Consider the following 21,313-nt stretch of genomic DNA (forward strand, 5'->3'; position numbering starts at 1 on the left):
CACTCGTCCACTGAAGAGGTCCCCACAGATGGCAGACAACGACACGCTTCGTGAGTACCTCAAGCTGGTCTCGGCTGACCTGCACCGGACGCGGCAACGGCTGCGCGAGGTGGAGGACAGCGAGCGGGAGCCGGTCGCCATCGTCGGCATGAGCTGCCGCTACCCGGGCGGGGTCGACTCGCCGGAGCGGCTGTGGCAGCTCGTCGCGGCGGGCGCAGACGGCATCGGCCCGTTCCCCACCGACCGCGGGTGGGACCTGGGCCGGCTGTTCGACGCGGACCCCGACCGCCCAGCGACGAGCTACGTGCGCGAGGGCGGCTTCGTCGACGACGCCGGGGACTTCGACCCGGCCTTCTTCGGCATCTCCCCGCGCGAGGCGCTCGCCATGGACCCGCAGCAGCGGCTGCTGCTGGAGGCGTCCTGGGAGGCCGTCGAACGCGCCGGGATCGATCCGACGTCGTTGCGTGGCACCGGCACCGGGGTCTTCGCCGGCACCAGCGACCAGAGCTACCTCGCGCTGCTGGCCGGCGCGGTCCACGACAGCGAGGGCTACCTGCTCACCGGTGGCGCCACCGCCGTGGTCTCCGGGCGGGTGTCCTACGTGCTCGGCCTCGAGGGACCCGCGGTGACCGTCGACACCGCCTGCTCCTCGTCGCTGGTCGCGCTGCATCTCGCCGTCCAGTCGCTGCGCCGGGGCGAGTGCACGCTCGCGCTCGCCAGCGGCGTGACGGTGATGGCCACGCCGGGCGTGTTCACCGAGTTCAGCCGGCAGCGCGGACTGGCCGGCGACGGGCGGTGCAAGTCGTTCGCGGCCGCCGCCGACGGCACCGGCTGGTCGGAGGGCGTCGGCGTGCTGCTCGTCGAGCGGCTGTCGGACGCGCGCCGCAACGGCCATCCCGTCCTCGCCGTGGTCCGCGGCTCCGCGGTCAATCAGGACGGCGCCTCCAACGGGCTCACCGCCCCCAACGGCCCCTCCCAGCAGCGGGTCATCCTCCAGGCACTCGCCAACGCCGGCCTCGCACCGTCCGATGTGGACACCGTCGAGGCGCACGGCACCGGCACGACGCTCGGTGACCCGATCGAGGCGCAGGCGCTCATCGCCACGTACGGGCAGGACCGGGCCGGCGGCGCGCCCCTCTTCGTGGGTTCGGTCAAGTCGAACATCGGCCACCCGCAGGCCGCCGCCGGCGTCGCCGGTGTCATCAAGGCCGTGATGGCCATCCGCCACGGCGTCCTGCCCAAGACGCTGCACGTCGACGAGCCCACCCCGCACGTCGAATGGACGGCGGGCGACGTCGCCCTGCTGACCGAGGCCCGCGACTGGCCGGACACCGGCCGCCCCCGGCGGGCCGGTGTCTCGTCATTCGGCGTCAGCGGCACCAACGCGCACGTCATCGTCGAACAGGCGCCCGCGCCGGAGCAGCCCGAGACGCCCGGAGCCGAACCCGGGGACGGCGCGCCCGCCGGCGTCGTCGCCGTGCCGGTGTCCGCGCGGACGCCCGAGGCGCTGCGTGCCCAGGCCGCCCGGCTGCGGGCCGACATCGCCGCCGACCCCGCCGCCGACCTCGCCGACCTCGGCCACTCGCTCGCCACGACCCGCGCCGCGATGGAGCACCGGGCCGTCGTCCTCGCCGCCGACCGGGACGGACTGCTCGCCGCGCTCACTGCGCTGGAGGAGGGCACCGCTCGCGAGGACGTCGTGTGCGGCACGGCCCGCGAGGGCAAGGTGACGTTCCTCTTCACCGGCCAGGGGGCCCAGCGGGCCGGGATGGGACGCGAGCTGTACGCGGCCGACACCGTCTTCGCCGCCGCCTTCGACGAGGTGTGCCGCCACCTCGACCCGCACCTGCCCCGGCCGCTGCGGGAGGTCGTGTTCTCCGACGACACCGGCCTGCTCGACCAGACGATGTGGACCCAGGCCGCGCTGTTCGCGGTCGAGGTCGCGCTGACCCGCCGGCTCGCGCACTGGGGCGTCCACCCCGATCACCTGCTCGGGCACTCCATCGGCGAGATCGTGGCCGCACACGTCGCCGGCGTGCTGAGCCTCGAGGACGCCTGCGCGCTCGTCGCCGCCCGGGGCCGGCTCATGCAGGAGCTGCCCGCCGGCGGCGCCATGCTGTCGGTGCGCGCCGCCGAGGACGACGTGCGCGCCGCGCTGGCCGGGCTGACCGGCCGGGTCGACGTCGCAGCCGTCAACGGGCCGCTGTCCGTGGTGGTCTCCGGCGACGCCGACGCCGTCGACGCCCTGGACGCGCGGTGGACCGCCGACGGCTGGAAGACCCGCCGGCTCCAGGTCTCGCACGCGTTCCACTCCCCGCGCATGGACGCGATGCTGGAGGCGTTCGCCGGCGAGCTGCGGCGGCTGACGTTCCACCCGCCGCGGCTGCCGGTCGTGTCCAACCTGACCGGCCTGCCCGCCGATCCGGCCGAGCTGTGCACCCCGGAGTACTGGGTGCGCCACGTCCGCGAGGCGGTCCGCTTCGCCGACGGGATCGCCTGGCTCGCCGCCGGCAACACCGCGACGTACGTCGAGATCGGCCCGGACGGTGTGCTGACCGCCATGGCGCAGGACGTCCTGGGCGAGGCGCGGACGGTTCCCACCATGCGCCGCGGCCGCGCGGAGGTCCCGACGCTGCGCACCGCGGTCGCCACGCTGCACACCCTCGGCGTGGCGATCGACTGGCCCGCCCTGCACGGCGGCCGGGGCCGGCGCGTGCCCCTGCCCACGTACGCGTTCCAGCACCAGCGGTTCTGGCCGCGGCCCGCACCCGGGCGCGGCAACGTCGCGGCCGCAGGCCTCGGCGTCACCGACCACCCACTGCTCGGCGCCGGGGTCGCGCTCGCCAACGGTGACGAGGTGCTCTTCACCGGCCGCCTCTCGACCGCCACCCACCCGGTCCTCGCCGACCACGTCGTGCTGGGCCGGGTCGTGCTGCCCGGCACGGCCTTCGTCGAGCTCGCGATCCGCGCCGGCGACCAGGTCGACTGCGCGGTCGTGGAGGAGCTCGTCCTGGAGCAGCCGCTGGTGATCCCGCCCGACGCGGCGGTGCAGCTGCAGGTGCTGGTCGGCGCGGCCGACGCCGGCGGGCGCCGCTCGATCGCGTTCCACTCCCGCGTCGAGGACGCCGCGGCCGACGGCTGGCCGGACGCGCCCTGGACCAGACACGCCGGCGGCACCCTCGCGCCGGCGCCGCAGCCGGCGCAGGACCCCGAGCCGCTGTCGTGGCCGTCGGACGCGCCGGAGCTCGCCGCCGAGGACCTGTACGGGATGCTCACCGGCCTGGGCCTGGACTACGGTCCCGTGTTCCGCGGCGTCCGCACGGTCCGCCGGCGCGGCGACGAACTCTTCGCCGAGCTGGAGCTGCCGGCCGACGAGGAGCCCGAGGCCCGCCGCTACGGGCTGCACCCGGCACTGCTCGACGCGGGGCTGCAGGCCCTCGCCGGCCGCGGGGCCGAGCCCGGCGCGGGCGAGGCACGGGCCGGGCTGCCGTTCTCGTTCTCCGGCGTCGTCCTGCGCGCCACCGGCGCGGCGAGGCTGCGCGTCCGGTTGCGGCCCGACGGCGCCGACGCCGTCTCGCTCGACGCGTTCGACACCGACGGGGCGCCGGTCGCGTCCGTCTCGCGGGTCGTGCTGCGTCCCGTCTCGGCGGACCAGCTCGACACCCGCACGGCCGGCCCGGCCGGCCTGCTGCAACTGCGCTGGTCGCCGGTCACCACCGGCGCGGCCCCGTCCGACGAGCTGACCTGGGCCACCACCGGCGCGGGCGGCCTCGCGGACCTGCCCGCCGACGGGTTCCCGGACGTGGTGGTGGCGCCGGTCGCCGGACACCCCGCCACCGCCGCCGGGGTGCGGGCAGCGACCGGCGCCGCGCTGCGCCTCCTGCAGGACTGGCTGGCCACCGCCGACGCCGCCGGCAGCAAGCTGCTGCTCGTCACGCGGGGCGCGGTCGCCGCGACCGCCGAGGACCGCGTCACCGATCTCGCCGGCGCCGCCGTGTGGGGTCTGGCCCGCACCGCACAGACCGAGCACCCCGGCGGCATCGTCCTGGTCGACCTCCCCGTCGACCTCCCCAACGACCTTCCCATCGGCCGGCTCACGGCTGGCGAACACGACGACGCGCTGCGCGCCGCGCTCGCCTCCGGCGAACCTCAACTGGCCGTGCGCGGCGACGCCCTGTACGCCGCGCGGCTCGCCCGGGCCGACGCCGACCCCGGGCTGCGCCCGCCCGCCGGCCACCCGTGGCGACTCGACACCCACGCGGCCGGTTCCCTGGACGGGCTGCGCCTGGTGCCGCACGACGCGGCGGGCCCGCTCGGCGAGGGCCAGGTCCGGGTCGGCGTCCGGGCCGCGGGTCTGAACTTCCGCGACGTGCTGCGCGCCCTCGACATGTACCCCGGAGACGTCCTGCTCGGCGCCGAGGTCGCCGGGGTGGTCCTGGAGGTCGGCGCCGGGGTCGACGCGCTGCGCCCCGGTGACCGGGTCCTCGGGATCTGCGCCGGATCGTTCGGCCCGGTCGCGGTCGCCGATCACCGGCTGCTCGCCCGCATGCCCGAGGGCTGGACGTTCGCCCAGGCGGCCGCGGTGCCGATCGTGTTCGGCACCGCCTACTACGGGCTCGTCGACCTCGCCGGGCTCTCGGCCGGGCAGTCGGTCCTCGTGCACGCGGCGACCGGCGGCGTCGGCACGGCCGCCGTGCAGCTGGCCCGGCACCTCGGGGCCGAGGTCTTCGCCACCGCCGCCCCGGCGAAGCAGGACGGGCTGCGAGCGATCGGCATCCCCGACGACCACATCGCGTCGTCCCGCGACCTCGACTTCGAGGCGCGCTTCTCCGCGACGACCGGCGGTCGCGGCGTGGACGTGGTGCTCGACGCCCTGGCCGGCGAGTTCGTCGACGCCTCGCTGCGGCTGCTGCCGCGCGGCGGCCAGTTCGTCGAGATGGGCAAGAACGACGTGCGCGACCCGGACGAGGTCGCGGTCGACCATCCCGGCGTGCGCTACCGGGCGTTCGACTTCATCGAGGCCGGACCCGAACGGATCCAGGCCATCCTGGTCCAGCTCATGGCGTGGTTCGCCGACGGCACACTGCGCCTGCCGCCGATCCGGGCGTGGGACGTCAGGCGTGCCCCCGATGCGTTCCGGCACGTCAGCCAGGCCCGCCAGATCGGCAAGGTGGTCCTGACCGTGCCCCGGCCCCTCGACCCCGAGGGCACCGTGCTCGTCACCGGCGGCACCGGCCGGCTCGCGGGCCTGCTCGCCCGTCACCTCGCCGCCGAGCACGGCGTCCGGCACTTCCTGCTCACCGGGCGGCGCGGACCCGACGCACCCGGCGCCGCCGAGCTCGTGGCGGACCTCGCCGCCCTCGGCGCCGCCGCCGACGTCGTCGCCTGCGACGTCACCGACCGGGCCGCCCTGGCCGCGCTGCTCGGCGCGGTGCCCGCGACCCGCCCGCTCACCGGCGTGTTCCACACCGCCGGCGTCCTCGACGACGGCGTGCTCGGCGCCCTCGACCCGCAGCGCCTCGACACCGTCCTGGCGCCGAAGGTCGACGCCGCCCTGCACCTCGACGCGCTGACCCGCGACCTCGACCTGGCCGCCTTCGTCATGTTCTCCTCGGTCTCGGGGACCATCGGCGCCGCCGGCCAGGGCGGATACGCCGCCGCCAACGCCTGCCTCGACGCGATCGCCCACCGCCGGCATGCCGACGGCCTCCCCGCACAGTCCCTCGCCTGGGGCGCGTGGGCCGGCGGCGGCATGGTCGGCCGGCTCACCGACGGCGACCGGGCGCGCATCGAGGGCTCCGGCTTCCCGCCGCTGGCCCCGGCGGAGGGCCTGGCGCTGCTCGACGCCGCGCTGGCCGCGCCGGCCGCCGCGCTCGTGCCGACCGGCCTCGACCTCACCGTGCTCACCGCCGCCGCGGCCGGCCTGCCGCCGCTGCTGCGCGGCCTGGTCCGCGCGCCCTCGCGCCGGGCCGCCGCCAGCGCCGACGGCGACGGCGGCACCGGGCTCGCGTACCAGCTCATCGGGCACTCGCCGGCCGACCGGCACCGCATCCTGCTGGACCGGGTCCGCGCCGACGCGGCCGCGGTCGTGGGCCTGCCCGGACCCGAGGCGGTCGAGCCGGGCCGCGCCTTCAAGGAGCTCGGCTTCGACTCGCTGACCTCGATCGAGCTGCGCAACCGGCTCGCGGCGGCCACCGGGCTGCGGCTGCCGGCGACCCTGGTCTTCGACCACCCCACGCCGGACGCCGTCACCGTGCACCTGCTGCGGGAGCTGCTGGACGGCCTCCTCGGCGACGCCGACGCCCAGCCGGCTGCCGGGGCCGGCGCCGCTGCCACCCGCCGCGACGCCGCCACCGACGACCCGATCGCGATCGTCGGGATCGGCTGCCGGTTCCCCGGCGGCGCCGACACCCCCGAGGACCTGTGGCGGATCGTCGCGGCGAGCCAGGACGTCGTCGGGGCGTTCCCGGCGGACCGGGGCTGGGCGGTCGAGCACCTGTACGAGCCGGGCAGCTCCTACACGTACGAGGGCGGCTTCGTCGACACCGTCGCCGACTTCGACGCGGCGTTCTTCGCCATCAGCCCGCGCGAGGCGGTCACGATGGACCCGCAGCAGCGGCTGCTGCTGGAGACCTCCTGGGAGGCGTTCGAGCGGGCCGGGATCGACCCGGAGGCGCTGCGCGGCAGCCGGACCGGCGTCTTCGTCGGCACCGCGACCACCGGCTACGGCATCGGTCGTTTCGACCTGCCGGAGGGCAGCGCCCCGCACCTGCTCACCGGGACCGCCACCAGCGTCATGTCGGGCCGGCTGGCCTACACGTTCGGGCTCGAAGGGCCGGTCGTCACCATCGACACGGCGTGCTCGTCGTCGCTCGTCGCGCTGCATCTGGCAGCCGAGGCGCTCCGCCGCGACGAGTGCGACCTCGCCGTGGCCGGCGGCGCGACCGTCATGACCACGCCGGGCATGTTCATCGACAGCAGCCGTGGCGGCGCACTCGCCCCCGACGGCCGGTGCAAGGCCTTCGCCGCGGGCGCCGACGGCACCGGCTGGGGCGAGGGCGTCGGCGTCGTGGTCGTCGAGCGGCTCTCCGACGCCCGCCGGCTCGGCCACCCGGTGCTCGGCATCGTGCGCGGCTCGGCCGTCAACCACGACGGCGCCAGCAACGGGCTGACCGCCCCGAACGGCCCCTCGCAGCAGCGGGTCATCGCCAGTGCGCTGGCCAACGCCGGGCTCGACGCGTCCGAGGTGGACGCCGTCGAGGCGCACGGCACCGGCACCGCGCTGGGCGACCCGATCGAGGCGCAGGCCCTGCTCGCCACGTACGGCCGGGCCCGCACCGCGGAGCGTCCGCTGTGGCTCGGCTCGATCAAGTCGAACATCGGTCACACCCAGTCCGCCGCCGGCATCGCCGGCGTCATCAAGATGGTGCTCGCGATGCGGCACGGGCTGCTCCCGGCGACCCTGCACGTCGGCGAGCCGTCCACCTTCGTGGACTGGTCCGACGGCACCGTGCGCCTGCTGACCGAGCCGACGGCCTGGCCGCAGCACGGCGCGCCGCGCCGGGCCGGCGTCTCCTCGTTCGGCATGAGCGGCACGAACGCCCACGTCATCATCGAGCAGGCACCACCGTCGCCGGGCTTCATCGCGCCACCCGGCGAGCCGCCCGCGGGCGCGCCCTGGCTGCTGTCCGCGCGCAGCGCCGCCGCCCTGCGCGCCCAGGCCGCACGGCTGCGCACGCACCTGGACGAGCACCCGGAGCTGGCGCCCGCGGCCGTCGCCCACGCGCTCGGCACCACCCGCAGCCGCCTGCCGCACCGCGCCGTCCTCCTCGCCGGGGACCGCGCCGGCTTCGCCGGCCTCCTCGACGCGCTCGCCGCGGACTCCGACGCACCTGGGCTGGTGCGCGGCACCGCCGGGCCGGGCGGCAAGGTCGCGTTCGTCTTCCCCGGCCAGGGCTCGCAGTGGGCCGGGATGGCCACCGCCCTGCTGGACTCCTCGCCGGTGTTCGCCGCGAGCGTCCAGGAGTGCGACGACGCGCTCCGGCCGTTCCTGGGCTGGTCCGTCGGTGATGTGCTGCGCGGGGCCGACGACGAGCACCCGCTGGAGCGCATGGACGTCGTGCAGCCGGTGCTGTTCACGATGATGGTCTCGCTCGCGGCGCTGTGGCGTTCGCAGGGCCTGCGGCCGTCCGCCGTCGTGGGGCACTCGCAGGGCGAGATCGCCGCCGCGTACGTCGCCGGCGGGCTCACCCTGCCCGACGCGGCCAGGATCGTCGCGCTGCGCAGCCGGATGCTCGCCGACCTGGCCGGGCAGGGTTCGATGCTCGCGGTGCCGCTGCCGGCCGACGAGGTCGAGGCCCGGCTGGCCGGCCGCGACGGGCTGCACGTCGCCGCGATCAACGGGCCGCGCGTCGTCGCGGTCTCCGGGCTCCCGGCCCTCGTCGACCAGCTCGCCGAGGAACTCACCGCGGAGGGGCTGCGGGTGCGCAAGGTCCGCATCAACGGGGCCGGCCACTCGCCGCAGATCGACGTCCTGCACGAGCGGGCGCTCGAGGCGTTCCGCGACGTCGCGCCGCTGCCCGGCGGCGAGATCGTGTTCTACTCCACCGTCACCGGCGGTCCGCTGGACACGGCCGAACTCGACGCCGGGTACTGGTTCCGCAACATGCGCCAGCCGGTCCGCTTCGGGCCGGCGGTGGGGGCGCTGCTGCGCGACGGCCACTCGGTGTTCGTCGAGGCGAGCCCGCATCCGGTGCTGCACGCCGCGGTGCAGGACAGCGCCGAGGACGCCGGGACCGAGATCGTCGCCGTCGGCACCCTGCGCCGCGACGAGGGCGGCGAGGACCAGTTCCTGGCGTCGGTCGCCGAGGCGTTTGTCGGCGCGCCGTTCGCCTGGACCGCGCTGCCACAACGGCAAGCGGACGCGGTGCCCCTGCCGACCTACGCGTTCCAGCGCCGCCGCTTCTGGCTGGAGCCCGCCGCCGAGCCGGCCGTCGCGACGGGCGGGCACGACCCCGCCGAGGCACGGTTCTGGGACGCGGTCGACCGGGCCGATCTCACCGCGCTCGCGGACGCCCTGGCCGAGGACGACACCGACCGGCTCGCACCCGCCCTGCCCGTCCTCGCGTCGTGGCGGGCCCGGCAGAGCCGCAGGTCCACCGTGGACGGATGGCGCTACGAGGTCCGGTGGCGGCCCGTCACCCCCGGCGAGCCGGCGCTGTCCGGCACCTGGCTGGTGCTCGCCCCGCAGGACGGCGCGGCCGACCTGACGGACCGGTGCGCGGCCCTGCTCACCGAGCACGGCGGCAGCGCGATCACCCTCGCGTGCCGCGACGCCGGGCAGGTCGCCGGCATCCTCGCCGCGGCGGTCGACCCGGCGGCGCCTCCGGCCGGCATCCTGTCCCTGCTCGCCCTCGACGGGACCGCCCACCCGGAGCACCCCGACGTCACCCGCGGCACCGCCGGCAACCTCGCGTTCGTGCACGCCATGGCGGCGCTGACGACCGACGCCGGGTTCGAGGTCCCGCTCTGGTTCGCCACCCGCGGCGCCGTGGGCGTGAGCCGCGCCGATCGGGTCGCCGCCCCGGCCCAGGCACAGACCTGGGGCCTCGGCCTCGTCGCGGGCCTGGAGCTGCCGGGCCTGTGGGGTGGCCTGCTCGACCTGCCGGAGACCGTCGACGCGCGGGCCGCCGCGCGGATCGCGGCCGTGCTGGGCGGTGCGCACGGCGAGGACCAGGTCGCGGTCCGCGCCGCCGGTGTCCACGCCCGCCGCATGGTCCGCGCGGAGCCGGCGACCGCCGACCCGCGCGAGCGCTGGCAGCCGCACGGGACGGTGCTGGTCACCGGCGGCACCGGCGCGATCGGCGCACACGTGGCCCGGTGGCTGGCCGGCGCCGGCGCCGAGCGGCTCGTGCTGACCAGCCGCAGCGGCCCGAGCGCCGCCGGTGCCGCGGAACTGGCCCGGGAGCTCGCCGACACCGGCGTCGACGTCCGCGTCGAGGCGTGCGACGTCGCCGACCGGGCCGCCCTCGCCGGCCTGCTGGCCTCGCTCGCCGACGGCCCGCCGCTCACCGCGGTGATCCACGCGGCCGGCGTCGCCCAGTCGACGCCGGTGACCGGGATCGACCTGGCGGAGTTCGCCATGACGGCCCGGGCCAAGGCGACCGGCGCCACCAACCTCGACGAACTGACCGGCGACGACCTCGAGGCGTTCGTCGTCTTCTCCTCGGGCGCGAGTGTCTGGGGCGGCGCCGGCCAGGCCGCGTACGCGGCGGCGAACGCCCACCTCGACGCGCTGTGCCTGCGCCGGCGCGCCCGCGGGCTGGCGGCGCTGTCCGTCTCGTGGGGCGGTTGGGCCGGCGGTGGCATGGCCTCCGCCGAAGCGGTCGAGCAGCTCGGCCGGCGGGGGCTGCACGTCATGGCGCCCGACCTGGCGATCGAGGCCCTGGCCCAGGCGATCGGCGGCACCGAGCCGCTGCTGACCGTCGCCGACATCGACTGGCAACGGTTCACCCCCGGCTACACCGCCGCCAGGTCCCGGCCGCTCATCGGCGACATTGCGGAGGTACACCTCCTGCAGGAGACCGACCGGTCCGGCTCGGCGCCGGGTGAGGCGCAGACGAACGAGGTCGCGGCCCATCTCGCCACGCTGCCGGCCGGTGAGCACAAGCGTTACCTGCTGGACCTGGTGCGCACCCACGCGGCCGCGGCGCTGGGCTTCTCCGGCCCGGAGGAGATCGAGCCCGGTCGCGCCTTCCGGGAGGTCGGCTTCGACTCGCTGACCGCGGTCGAGGTCCGCAACCGGCTGCGCGCCGCCACCGGCCTCAAGCTGCCCACGACGCTGGTGTTCGACCACCCGACGCCGGTCGTGCTCGCCGAGCACCTGCGCACCGCCCTGCTCGGCGGGGAGGTCGCGGGCCCGGTCGCGGTCGCTGCGGCCGGCGCCGACGAACCAATCGCGATCATCGGGATGGGCTGCCGGTACGCCGGTGGCGTGCGCAGCCCGGAGGACCTCTGGGAGCTGGTGCTGACCGGCGGCGACGCCATCGGCGGCTTCCCGGACGACCGGGGCTGGGACCTCGAGGCGCTCTACGACCCGGACCCGGAGAAGCTCGGCGCCTCCTACGTCCGCGAGGGTGGCTTCATCTACGACGCCGGCCTCTTCGACGCCGAGTTCTTCAGCATCAGCCCGCGTGAGGCCCTCGCCATGGACCCGCAGCAGCGGCTGCTGCTGGAGACGTCGTGGGAGGCGATCGAACGCGGCGGCATCGACCCGCGCAGCCTCGCCGGCAGCCGGTCCGGGGTGTTCGTCGGCACGTCGTTCCAGGGGTACGGCCTCGGCGCCCATCACGGCCTCGGCGCCGCGGAGGGCTTCTTCCTCACCGGCACCGGCACCGCCGCGGTCTCCGGGCGGGTCGCCTACACCTTCGGACTGGAGGGCCCCGCGGTCACGGTGGACACGGCCTGCTCCTCGTCGCTGGTCGCCCTGCACCTGGCGGCGCAGGCGCTGCGGCAGGGCGAGTGTGACCTCGCGATCGCCGGCGGCGTGGCGGTGCTGCCGACCCCGGTGTCCTTCACCGAGTTCAGCCGCCAGCGCGGCCTCGCACCCGACGGGCGCTGCAAGGCGTTCGCGGCCGCCGCCGACGGCACCGGCTGGGGCGAGGGCGCCGGCGTGGTGCTCGTCGAGCGCCTCTCCGACGCCCGGCGCAACGGCCACCCGATCCTGGCGGTCCTCGCTGGCTCGGCGACCAACCAGGACGGCGCCAGCAACGGTCTCACCGCCCCGAACGGTCCGTCACAGCAGCGGGTCATCGCCCAGGCCCTCGCCAACGCCGGCCTGCAGGCGTCCGAAGTGGACGCGGTGGAGGCACACGGCACCGGCACGACGCTCGGCGACCCGATCGAGGCGCAGGCGATCCTGGCGACCTACGGGCAGGACCGTCCGGCCGAGCGCCCGCTGTGGCTCGGCTCGGTCAAGTCGAACATCGGCCACACCCAGTCCGCGGCGGGCGTCGCCGGCGTGATCAAGATGGTGATGGCCATCCGGCACGGCGTCCTGCCCAGGACGCTGCACGTCGACGAGCCGACCCCGCACGTCGACTGGACGGCCGGCGCGGTGGAGCTGCTCACCGACACCCAGCCGTGGCCGGAGACCGGCCGGCCGCGTCGCGCCGGGGTCTCGTCCTTCGGCGGCAGCGGCACCAACGCCCACGCGGTCATCGAGCAGGCACCGGACCCGGAGCCGGTCGCCGCCGAACCCGCGGACGGCGTCGCACCGTGGCTGGTGTCGGCCCGCAGCGAGGACGCGCTGCGCGAGCAGGCCCGGCAGCTGCGTGACCACCTGCGCGGGGCCGCCGGCAGCGGCGCCACGGATGTCGCGCACTCCCTGGCCACCACCCGCACCTCGTTCGAACACCGCGCGGTGCTCCTCGGCGCCGGCCGGGACGCGCTGCTGGACCGCCTGGACGACCTGGCCGAGGGCCGGGCCGGCGCCGGGATCATCACGGGCACGGCCCGGGAGGGCGGCGTCGCCTTCGTCTTCCCCGGGCAGGGCGGGCAGTCGGCGGGCATGGCGGCGGGGCTGCTGGACTCCTCGCCGGTCTTCGCCGACGCGATCGACGCCTGCGCGCTGGCGCTGGCCCCACACGTCGACTGGTCGCTGCACGACGTGCTGCGCGACACGCCCGGCGCCGCGTCGCTCGACCGGGTCGACGTGGTGCAGCCAGCGCTGTTCGCCGTCATGGCCGGGCTCACCGCGCTGTGGCGCTCGTGGGGCGTGCGCCCCGACGCCGTCATCGGCCACTCGCAGGGAGAGGTGGCCGCCGCATACGCGGCCGGTGGCCTCACCCTCGAAGACGCCGCCCGCCTGGCGGCGGTGCGCGGCCGGCTGCTCGCCGGGATCACCGGCGGTGGCGGCATGGCCTCGGTCTGGCTGTCACCGGCACAGGCCCAGGAACGGCTGGAGCGCTTCCCCACGCTGTCCGTCGCGGCCGTCAACGGACCGGGCGTGACGGTGGTCGCCGGCCCGGTGGCCGACCTCGACGCGTTCACCGCCGACTGCGGCACCGACCAGGTCCGGGTGAAGCGCATTGTCGTCGACTACGCCTCCCACACCGCGGAGATGGAGGTGCTGCGCGAGCCGCTGCTGGCCGCGCTCGCCGGCCTCACCCCACGGGCGTCGGACGTCCCATTCTGGTCCACTGTGGACAACCGCTGGACCGACACGCGGACGCTCGACGCGGAGTACTGGTTCCGCAACCTGCGCCAGACCGTCCTGCTGGAGCCCGGCATCCGTGCCCTGGCCGCGGACGGATACCGCGCCTTCCTGGAGGTCAGCCCGCACCCGGTGCTGGCCGTCGCGGTCCGCGGCACCCTCGACACCGTCGAGGACCGCGCCGACGACGCGGCCGTGGTCGTCGGCTCGCTGCGCCGCGACGACACCGGCCTCGACCGGATGGTGCGCTCCGCCGCCGAACTCCACGTCCACGGCGTGCCGGTCGACTGGGCGGCGGTCACCGCCGCGCCCGCCGCGCGGATCGTCCCGCTGCCCACCTATCCGTTCCAGCACCGGCGGTACTGGCTCACCCCCGGTCCCGCCGCGGTGCAGGGCGACCTGCGCGCGGCCGGCCTGGCGACGCCGGACCACCCGCTGCTCGGTGCGGCGGTCGGCCTCGCCGAGACCGACGGCCTGCTGCTCACCGGCCGGCTCAGCGCCGCCGACCGGCCCTGGCTCGCCGACCACGCCGTCATGGGGACCGTGCTGCTGCCCGGCACCGCCTTCGTCGAGCTCGCGCTGCAGGCTGGGGAGCAGGTCGGCGCCGCCGACCTGGAGGAGCTGACCATCGAGTCGCCGCTGGTGCTTCCCGAGCGCGGCGCGGCGCAGCTGCAGGTCGTGGTCGGCGCAGCCGACGCCGCCGGCCGGCGCACCGTGACGATCCACGCGCGGCCGGAAGGCGACGACACATCCGGTCCAGCCGCCTGGACCAGGCACGCGAGCGCGACCCTGACCGCCACCGGTGGCGCACCCGACTTCGACCTGGCGCAATGGCCCCCGTCCGGCGCCGAGGCGGTCGAGATCGACGGGTTCTACGACGACCTCACCGACCGGGGCTACGAGTACGGCCGCTCCTTCCAGGGCATGCGGGCGATGTGGCAGCGCGACGGCGAGGTCTTCGCCGAGGTGGCGCTCCCCGAGGACGAGGCCGGACCGGCCGGTGCCTACGGCATCCACCCCGCGCTGCTCGACGCGGCCCTGCACGGCATCGGGCTGCTGCGCACGCTGAACCAGGGCGACGACGCCCCGCCCCGCGGCGCTGAGCTGCCGTTCTCCTGGTCCGGCGTGCGGCTCTTCGCCACCGGCGCGGCGAGCGTGCGGGTCCGGCTGTCGGCGCACGGCCCGGACGGCATCGCGGTGCGGGTCGCCGACGCCACCGGCGCGCCGGTCGCCACCGTCGGTGCGCTCGTCGCCCGCCCGCTGCCCAGCGGCTTCGGCGCGGCGGGCGCGGCCGACCGGCTGCGCCGCGACGCGCTGTTCCACCTCGACTGGGTCGACGTGCCGGCCGACCCCGCCGGCTACCCCGGCCGCTGGCTGGTCGTCGACGGGCCCGCGCTCGCCACGGCCGTCGAGGCGTCCGGCAACACGGTCCTCACCTGCGCCGACGCGGCGCAGATCGGCGAGCACTTCGGGACCGGCGGCGACGATCCCGGGCTGGTCACGGTCGAGCTGCCCGGGCCCGAGGACGGCGATCCCGCCGGTGCGGCGGAGCGCGCCGTCCATCGGGCGCTCGCGCTCGCCCAGCGCTGGATCGGCGACGAACGGTTCGGCGAGGCCCGGCTGGTCGTGCTCACCCGGGGCGCGGTCGCGATCGACGACACCGAGGCGCCCGACCTCGCCCACGCCTCGGCGTGGGGCCTGCTGCGCTCCGCGCAGTCCGAGCATCCCGGCCGGTTCGTCCTGGTCGACGTCGCCGACGACGCCTCGCTGGACCAGGTGCCGGCCGCCGTCCTGACCGGCGAGCCGCAGACCGCGATCCGCGCCGGGCGGATCACCGCGCCCCGGCTGACCCGCATCGCCACCTCGGCCGGCGACACCGGGCCGGTGATCGATCCCGCCGGCACCGTGCTCGTGACGGGCGGCACCGGTACCCTCGGCAGCGCCCTCGCCCGGCACCTGGTCACCGTGCACGGCGTCCGCCACCTGCTGATCACCAGCCGCCGCGGCCCCGCCGCACCGGGTGCGGACGTGCTCGCCGCCGACCTGGCCGCGCTCGGCACCGAGGTGACCGTGGCCGCCTGCGACACCGCCGACCGGGACGCGCTGGCGGAACTGCTCGCGGCGATCCCCGCCGACCGGCCGCTCACCGCGGTCGTGCACACCGTCGGGTTGCTCGACGACGGGATCATCGCCGCGCTGGACCCGGCGCGGGTGGACCGGGTCATGCGCGGCAAGGTCCGCGGCGCGGTCAACCTGCACGAGCTGACCAGCGACGCGAACCTGTCGGCCTTCGTGCTCTTCTCCTCCGCGGCCGGCACGTTCGGCGGCGCGGGGCAGGGCAACTACGCGGCCGCGAACGCGTTCCTCGACGCCCTGGCCCAGCGCCGGCGCGCCGCGGGACTGGTCGCGACGTCGCTGCCGTGGGGGCCGTGGGAGCAGCCGACCGGGATGACCGGCGCGCTGAGCGAGGCCGACGTCATGCGCGTGCGCCGCACCGGGCTGCGGCCGATGTCCACCCCCGACGGCATGGCCCTGTTCGACGCGGCCGTGCGCGACGGGGCGCCGGTCGTCATCCCGATGCTCTTCGAGACCGGCGCGCTGCGGGCCGCGAACGGGCCGCTGCTGCACCTGCTGCGCTCGCTCGTGCGCACCCCGGTGCGCCAGGAGGCGGCACCGGCGCATGGCGACTCCGCGCAGCTACGCCGGCAGCTGCACGACCTGCCCGACGAGGAGCGTCACGGCGCCGTGCTCGACCTCGTCCGGTCACACGTGGCGATCGTGCTCGGCTACACCTCGCCGGGCGAGGTCCGGTCCGAACGCGGCTTCCTCGACCTCGGCATGGACTCGCTCACCGGGGTCGAGCTGCGCAACCGCATCGCCGCCGTGACGGGCCTGCGACTGCCGGCGACGCTGGTGTTCGACCACCCGACGCCGGTCGCGCTCGCCCATCATCTGCGGCACGCACTGGTGCCGCCGCCGAAGGCCCCGGCCGACACGGCGCTCGACGAACTCGACCGGCTCGAAGTGGTGCTCGGCGCGGTGCACGCCGACGACGAGGACCGCGCGAGGGTCGGTCGCCGGCTGCGCGAGCTGCTGGCGACGTGGAACGGCGGGCCGGACGCCGGCGCCGCCGGCAACCTCGAATCGGCAACCGCCGAGGAGCTGTTCGACTTCCTCGACCGGTCGTTGTAGGCCGGCCCGGCAGGAGTGATGTGAGATGCCCGAAGACGCCAGGCTGCTGGAATACCTGAAGCGGGCCACCGTCGAGCTGCGCGACACCCGCGAGCGGATGCGGGAGCTGCAGGACCGCTCCCGTGAGCCGGTGGCGATCGTCGCGATGGCCTGCCGATACCCGGGCGACGTCGCCGGCCCCGAGGACCTCTGGGACCTCGTGGCCTCCGACGGCGACGCGATCGCGGGGCTGCCGACCGACCGTGGCTGGGACCTCGACCGCCTCGGCGCGACGGCGACCCGCCCGCGCGAGGGCGGCTTCCTGCGCGGCGCGACCGAGTTCGACGCCGAGCTGTTCGGCATCTCCCCGCGCGAGGCGCTCGGCATGGACCCGCAGCAGCGGCTCATGCTCGAGGTGGCGTGGGAGGCGTTCGAGCGGGCCGGCTTCGACCACACCCAGCTGCGCGGCACCCGGACGGGCGTGTTCGCCGGCGTCATGTACCACGACTACGGCGCCTACGCGGCGGCCGCGGGCGAGCAGACCGAGAGCTACCGGGCGACCGGAACGGCCGGCAGTGCGGTGTCCGGCCGGGTGGCGTACACGTTCGGCCTGGAGGGTCCGGCCGTCACCGTCGACACGGCCTGCTCGTCGTCGCTCGTGGCGGTGCACCTTGCCGCGCAGGCGCTGCGGCAGGGCGAGTGCACGATGGCGCTCGCGGGCGGGGTGACCGTCATGGCCACCCCGAGCGTGATCGCGGACTTCACCGTCGAGAGCGGGCTGGCAGCCGACGCCCGCTGCAAGTCGTTCGCCGCCGCGGCGGACGGCACCTCCTGGTCCGAAGGGGCCGGGTTGCTGCTGCTGGAACGCCTCAGCGACGCACTGCGCAACGAGCATCCGGTCCTCGCGGTGATCCGCGGCAGCGCCGTCAACCAGGACGGCGCCTCCAGCGGCCTGACCGCGCCCAATGGCCCCGCCCAGCAGCGGGTCATCGCACAGGCCCTGGCCGGTGCCGACCTGTCCGCCGGCGACGTCGACGCGGTCGAGGCGCACGGCACCGGCACCCGGCTCGGCGATCCCATCGAGGCCCAGGCGCTGCTGGCGACCTACGGCCAGGACCGGCCCGCCGACCGCCCGCTGTGGCTCGGCTCGATCAAGTCCAATCTCGGGCACACCCAGGCCGCCGCCGGGGTGGCCGGCATCATCAAGATGGTCATGGCGATGCGGCACGAGCTGCTGCCGCGCACCCTGCACGTGGACCGGCCCACGCCGCACGTCGACTGGTCGATGGGCGCGGTGTCGCTGCTGGCCGAGCCGGTGCCGTGGAAGGTCAACGGCCATCCGCGGCGGGCCGGCATCTCGTCGTTCGGGGTGAGCGGCACCAACGCGCACGTCATCGTCGAGGAGCCCCCGGTCCCGGCGGCGCAGCCCGCCGCCACGGACGGCACCGACGCGCCGCACGGCACCCTGCCCTTCCTGCTGTCGGCGCGCTCGGGCGCGGCGCTGCGCAACCAGGCCGCCCGGCTGCACGGGTTCCTGCTGGGCCGGGCCCCCGAGCCGGTCGACGTCGGGCTGTCGCTGGCCACCACCCGCACGGGGCTCGACGAGCGCGCGGTCGTCCTCGCGGGCGACGCCGCGGCCCTCCTCGACGGGCTGGCGGCGCTGCGGCACGGCCAGGCGAGCCCGGCCGTGGTGCGCGGCACCATCGCCGACGGCAGTCTGGCCATGTTGTTCACCGGCCAGGGCGCCCAGCGCCCCGGCATGGGATTCGAGCTGCGCGCCGCCTTCCCGGTGTTCGCGGCCGCGTTCGACACCGTGTGCGCCCGCTTCGACGGCCACTTCGACCGGCCGCTGCAGGAGGTCATCCTCGACGATCCCGAGCGGCTCGGCCAGACCTGCTACACCCAGGCCGGGCTCTTCGCGCTCGAGGTCGCGCTGTACCGGCTGGTCGGCAGCTGGGGCGTCGCGCCCGACTTCCTGCTCGGGCACTCGATCGGCGAGATCGCCGCCGCGCACGTCGCCGGGGTGCTGTCACTCGACGACGCGTGCACGCTCGTGGCCGCCCGCGGCCGGCTCATGCAGGACCTGCCCGCGGGCGGAGCGATGCTGGCCATGCACGCCACCGAGGAGGAGGCCGTCGCGGCGCTGGAGGACTTCACCGGCCGGCTGGACCTGGCCGCGGTCAACGGCCACGCGCAGGTGGTCGTCTCCGGCGACGAGGACGCCGTGGTGGAGCTCGCGGCCCGCTGGGGCGCCCTCGGCCGCAAGACCAGCCGCCTGCGCGTCTCGCACGCCTTCCACTCCCGGCGGATGGAGCCGATGCTCGCCGAGTTCCGGGCGGTGGCCGCCGGGCTGACCTACGCGCCGCCGCGCATCCCGATCGTGTCCAACCTGACCGGCGACCTGATCGACCGGCTCGACGCGGACTACTGGGTCGAGCACGTCCGCCATGCCGTCCGGTTCGCCGACGGGGTGGACCTGCTGGAGGCCAAGGGCGTGTCCCGGTTCCTGGAGCTGGGGCCGCAGGCGGTGCTTACCGCCCTGACGCAGGACTCGCTGACGTTCCGCTCGGACGGCGCGGCGACCGTCATCACGACCGCCCTGCGCCGGGACCGGCCCGAGGTGGCCACCCTGCTGGGTGCCGTCGCCGAGCTGCACGTCGTCGGCCAGAGCGTCGACTGGGCCGCGGTCTACCGCAACTTCGGCGGGCACCAGACCGAGCTGCCCACCTACGCGTTCGAGCGGGACCGGTACTGGCCCGAGATCGCCCCGCCGCGCACCGGCGCGGTCCCCGGTGACACGGGTGCGACCGAGTCGCTGTTCTGGCTGGCGGTCGAGGACGGCGACGCCGGCCGGGTCGCGCGCACGATCGGCGTCGAGGAGCCCGACGCGGTGGAGCGGGTGCTGCCCGCGCTGTCGGCGTGGCGCCGCCGCGCCGTCGTGGAGCGGACGACCGATGCCTGGCGGTATCGCACCGAGTGGCGGCCGACGAATCCGGTCCCCGCCCCACTCGCCGGGACCTGGCTGGTCGTGGCCCCCGACGACGGGCCCGGAGCACACGTCGGCGACCTCGTCGACGCGCTGCGCGCCGGCGGCGCCGACGCGGCCGTGGTGCGCCTCGACCCGGCCGCGCCCGACCCCGCGTCCGTGGCCGGGCGGCTGCGGGACCACCTCACGGCGGACCTCACCGGCATCGTGGCGGCGACCGCCGCGGCGGCCGGCCCGGCCGTCGACGGCGTCCTGCCGGCGGGCGCGGCCCTCACCCTGGCGCTGATCCAGGCCCTGGACGACACCGGCACTGCCGCCCGGCTGTGGTGCCTGACCCGGGCGGCGACGGTGGTCGCGCCCTCCGACGGCGGCGGCGACCCGGACCAGGAGCTGGTCTGGGGCCTCGGCCGGGTCGCGGCGCTGGAGCACCCGCAGCGGTGGGGCGGCCTCGTCGACGTGCCGGCGGTGCTCGACGCGCGCAGCGCCCAGCATCTCGTGGCGGTCCTCGCCGACGGCCGGGAGGACCAGATCTCGATCCGTGTCGCCGGCGCCTTCGCCCGCCGGCTCGTCACCGCCGGCAGCGGCGCGTCCGACGGTCCCGCCGGGTCGGTCGCAGGCGAATGGCGGCCCTCCGGCACGGTCCTGGTCACCGGCGGCACCGGCGCGCTCGGGGCCCACGTCGCCCGGTGGCTCGCCGCCCGGGGTGCACCGCACCTGCTGCTGGCCGGCCGTCGCGGCGCCATGGCGCCCGGCGTGGCCGAGCTGGTCGCGGAGCTGCGCGGGCTCGGCACCGAGGTCACCGTCGCCGCCTGCGACGTCGCCGACCGCGCGGCCGTGGTGGAGATGCTCGACGCCGTGCCCGGGCAGTGGCCGCTGTCCGCAGTGGTCCATGCCGCCGGAACGGGCGCGGTCTCCCCGATCGCGCACAGCACGGCCGAGGGCTTCGCCGCCGTCCTGCGGGCGAAGTCCGCCGGCGCCGACATCCTCGAGGACGTCCTCGGCGAGACACCGCTCGACGCGTTCGTGGTCTTCGGCTCGGTCGCCGGGGTCTGGGGCGCGGGCGGGCAGGCGGCCTACTCGGCGGCGAACGCCTACCTGGACGCCCTCGTCCGGCGGCGCCGGGCCCGCGGCCTGACCGGGACCTCGGTGGCCTGGGGTCCGTGGGCCGGCGACGGCATGGCCGGCCACGACGGCACCGACGAATACCTGGCCCGGCGCGGGCTGCTGCCGATGGAGCCGCAGCGGGCGGTGGCGGCGCTCGCCCGCGCCGTGGACGGCGGGGACGCGTGCATCCTGGTCGCCGACGTCGACTGGGCCCGGTTCGCGCTGTCCTTCACCGCGTCGCGGCCGCAGCCGTTGCTGGCCGACATCCCCGCGGTGCGCGCGGCCCAGGTCGCCGCCGACCGGGACGAGACCGCCGGCGAGCGGTCCGGCGAGCTGCGGGCCCGGCTGGCCGCGCTCACCGGCCCGGTCCGGACCGGCGCGTTGGTGGAGGCCGTCCAGCGGCACGCCGCGCTCGTCCTGGGCTATGCGAACCCCACCGCGCTGCGCGTCGACCGGGCGCTGCAGGAGCTGGGGCTGGACTCGCTGACCGCGGTCGAGCTGCGCAACCAGCTCAGCCGGGCGGTCGGGGAGAGCCTGCCCGCGACGATCGTGTTCGACCACCCCACGGTCCGGGCCCTCGCCACGGAGCTCGACGCGGTGCTCTTCGGCGCGGCGGAGGACCCCGATGACGAGGACGCGAATGTCCGGCGGGTGCTGGCGACCATACCGGTCGCCCGGTTGCGCGACGCCGGGCTCCTCGACGCCCTCATGCGCCTGACGGATCGGGGCACCGGCCCGTCGGATCCGCCCGCGGAGCCGGACGCGATCGACCAGCTGGACGGCGAGGACCTGCTGCGGCTGGCCCTCGGCGACCGGGACCACTGACCGTGCACACCGCT

Annotated in this window: 2 protein-coding genes; both read left to right on the forward strand. The window is 76.5% G+C overall.

The features are described from left to right. Positions 1-28 precede the first annotated feature (28 nt). Entirely contained in the window at positions 29-16,405 is a 16,377-nt protein-coding gene (locus ACFPIJ_RS62235; RefSeq protein ID WP_380129009.1) for a type I polyketide synthase, read from the forward strand. A 25-nt stretch (positions 16,406-16,430) separates the two neighbouring features. Continuing rightward, the gene (locus ACFPIJ_RS62240; RefSeq protein ID WP_465252354.1) at positions 16,431-21,299 is read left to right on the forward strand and encodes a type I polyketide synthase; all 4,869 of its coding nucleotides are present in this window, start codon (positions 16,431-16,433) and stop codon (positions 21,297-21,299) included. Positions 21,300-21,313: the final 14 nt, after the last annotated feature.

The sequence above is a fragment of the Dactylosporangium cerinum genome, from assembly GCF_042653625.1.
GTDB classification, from domain to species: domain Bacteria; phylum Actinomycetota; class Actinomycetes; order Mycobacteriales; family Micromonosporaceae; genus Dactylosporangium; species Dactylosporangium cerinum.

Excerpts from the sequence above, each read along its gene's own strand:
- ACFPIJ_RS62240 (WP_465252354.1), top strand. The coding sequence starts at position 16,431 with ATGCCCGAAGACGCCAGGCTGCTGGAATACCTGAAGCGGGCCACCGTC.
- ACFPIJ_RS62235 (WP_380129009.1), top strand. The coding sequence starts at position 29 with ATGGCAGACAACGACACGCTTCGTGAGTACCTCAAGCTGGTCTCGGCT.